We start from the raw sequence: 2,867 nt of genomic DNA on the forward strand, positions 1-2,867 counted from the left end.
TTCCGCATCCTTGGCGCGATTAATACTGCGAAGTCTCTCAATTTCCTCGTTCATGCTTGCTTCACTATCCGCAAAGGATTTCTTTCTTGCTTCCACCAGTTCCTGAACACGTCTGTCGATCTGCTCGCGATCCCGCTCAAGATTATCCTCACGGCTTTTAAGGAGTTCATTATCAGCCTTTAACTTGGCAGTATTATGTTCAAGCTCATCTTCTCTCGCCTTGAGCTCATTTTCCTTATTGATAAGCTCATCCTTCTTGCTTTGCATCTCTGCTTCATTTTGACGGGTACGCTTTTCAGCCTCCTGATCCATCAGTTTGCCGATTTGATCAAGACGGGAGGTTCTTTCGTTTTCAATCGCATCATTGATCTCGCTAATCTTATCCAGACGGTATTGTTGGAGCTCAGTGTCAAGTTCGCTCATTCGCAGCTTGATTTTTGCTTCTGCTTCCTTGATGTCGTTACTGCGTTTCAGTAAAGCCACCTGCTCCTGATCTAGGGCATTCCTTTTGGTAGCAAGTTCATCCATTGCAGCTTGGAGCTTAGAAGCCTGAACCTTAAACTCCTTATCCATAAGGCTGGGAAAATTTGCAGCCGCTTCTGTTTCTTTCTGAACAATAACCTGCTCACGCCGGATGAGTTCATTCTGAACACGCAGCTGTTCCTTTTCCCTGACAGCTATTTCCTGCTTCATGGACGCAATTTCAGCTTTCTGATTATCAAGCTCATCCCTTTCTTTGCGGACTTCATCACGAATTTTATTCAACTCATCCAAATTGGCCGTTCTTATCGGATCGCTCGATAACTTTGTTTTACTGGCACTCATGCTGTAAACCTCAATAAAGAAAAAAGGATTGGTCAAGAACACATCTGACGTTAGCCGTGGTTCCCTGGTAACAAATATGCAATAATCAATAGTACATATTTAACTGCTGCAAATAATCTGGCAATTGATTTTAAGTATCTCTTCCTCCTGAAAACATTTCCATTAATCGTTCAGCAAAATCTTAAAAAGAAAGAGAAACTTTTTAAAAATGTTATTAAGATCAACATTATTCATCTTAATTTCAGTATTTATACCATGTCCCCTAAGATTTATCAGTTCTTCAAGATACTCAATAAGATCAAAATCGTACTGATCCATTAACGCCTTCAAATCCTGCAGCTGTTCATGTGTTCTCGAAAACAGATAGGCAACTACAGCAGCCTGCAGAGATGCTCCTCTTCCTCTTAGAACGCTTACCACCCTTGTACTACTCACTGTGGCAAGACTGCGATTTGCAACAAACGGAAAAGGACACAAACACCAACACCAGTGATTATTATACTGAATGACGCATTGCCTGCGATTAGCAGCAAACGAGAGCGGACACAAACACTGCTGAGCCTGAGGATCAGAAGCAGTATCGGCATATTCAATACTTTCATTCTCCTTCCTCCGGGATTTTTTTAGCATTTTCTGAAATGTTTTTTCATCAAATGTCACGCTGTTTATAAACTCTTCAACCTGAGACTTTAATAACTCATGCTCAATAGGTCTGTAACGATGACTGATGTCTGATACAAAATCTGTAAAAACTGCTTCCAGAAGTCGATACATGTCGGCAATACACTGATAATTTCTGATACTTACATCTGCCCCATTAGAACTGCCTTTAATCTGATTGATCTTCCGACACAAAATCATCAATCTGCTTGTCAGATTCGGATCAAGTTCGGCAATGAAAGAATAGCCCAGCATTTGTTCCAAATCATACCTTGCCTTAAATCTTTCAAAATCTGCAAATTCAGGAATACCGCGTAAAACTTCTTTTTGAAGAGTATTATTATCATTTCCTAATGAAAGATACTTTTTATAATTAATAATCAATTGACCAAGATATTTGCTAACAGTTTTAATCACTATTTCTAAGTCAGAAAAATCCACATGCAAATCATTACTGCCATGACTTACACTATCCCTGACACGTTTAAGATTACGTATGTTGCAAATAAACTTCGTATGATGCTGCAGCAAATTTATGATAGGATGCTCAGGCCGTGTTGCTGCCTGACAAATACACAGGAAAAGAATCGTCTGCATGTCATGATTTTCATGAATACTGTTTATGCGAAAAAGACTGGTATTTGCTACAAAGTCAACGTCAGCTATCTCGTCTCTGAGATTAATCTGATATCTTTCCAGAACTTTTTTTATTAAAGTTTTCCTCATTTGTTCAGTTTCTTGTGATATTTGGGAGGCATCATCATATATGCGATAAACATCATAAAGAGCATGTTCCAAAGAGGAATAACAACTCGAAAAAAACTGATCAATTTTTGTTCTGTACAACTCCTGTTCTCGGTCGCTGTTAACCTCTTTCGGCATGGAAATCAACGCTTCCCTGGCCTCATTGAACAATGCGACTGCTGGTGGCACAGCCAAGCTTTCTTTCCTGGCTTTCCTGGTATAATCAGCATTGAGCTCCTTAGAAAACTTTTTCATTATTCCGGACAGTTTGGTTTCCTTACTGAGAGCCTCGTTGGCAACAAAGGAAAGCTCTCTGAAATAATCAGTACCGGTGAAATCAGATACCATAATCTCGAAGGTAGCCGATTCCCTGCGGATATTCACCCTGAAAAACGCAAGCTCCGGATTATCGTCAACCGAAACATTAAGCTCTTTTCTAAATAATCTCTCTACCTGTAATGCCGAAAGCTTCAAACCGCTGAAAGTTTCTTTACCCTGGTACTTCATCAAAAATTTTTCCAATACCGCTATGAATTTTCCGGATACAGATGACTTCACATTGTCTTTATCCTCATCAGACATCCTGACATACGGAATTGTCTGCAACTTTTTGACCCTCTTGCCTTCATTATCGAGCG

The 2,867-nt window shown here is 39.9% G+C and carries 2 protein-coding genes; both read right to left on the minus strand.

Translation table 11 applies throughout. The annotated features are described in order from the left end of the window. Positions 1-825, minus strand: an 825-nt coding sequence (locus tag ACJROR_RS09230) for a hypothetical protein (protein WP_406546849.1), incomplete at its 3' end; no start/stop codon positions are given. Between the two features lie 162 nt (positions 826-987). Beyond that, the coding region (locus tag ACJROR_RS09235) for a hypothetical protein (RefSeq protein WP_406546850.1) at positions 988-2,867 on the minus strand (1,880 nt) is incomplete at its 5' end.

It is taken from the genome of Succinimonas sp., assembly GCF_045225735.1.
In the GTDB taxonomy this organism is placed as follows: Bacteria; Pseudomonadota; Gammaproteobacteria; order Enterobacterales; family Succinivibrionaceae; genus Succinimonas.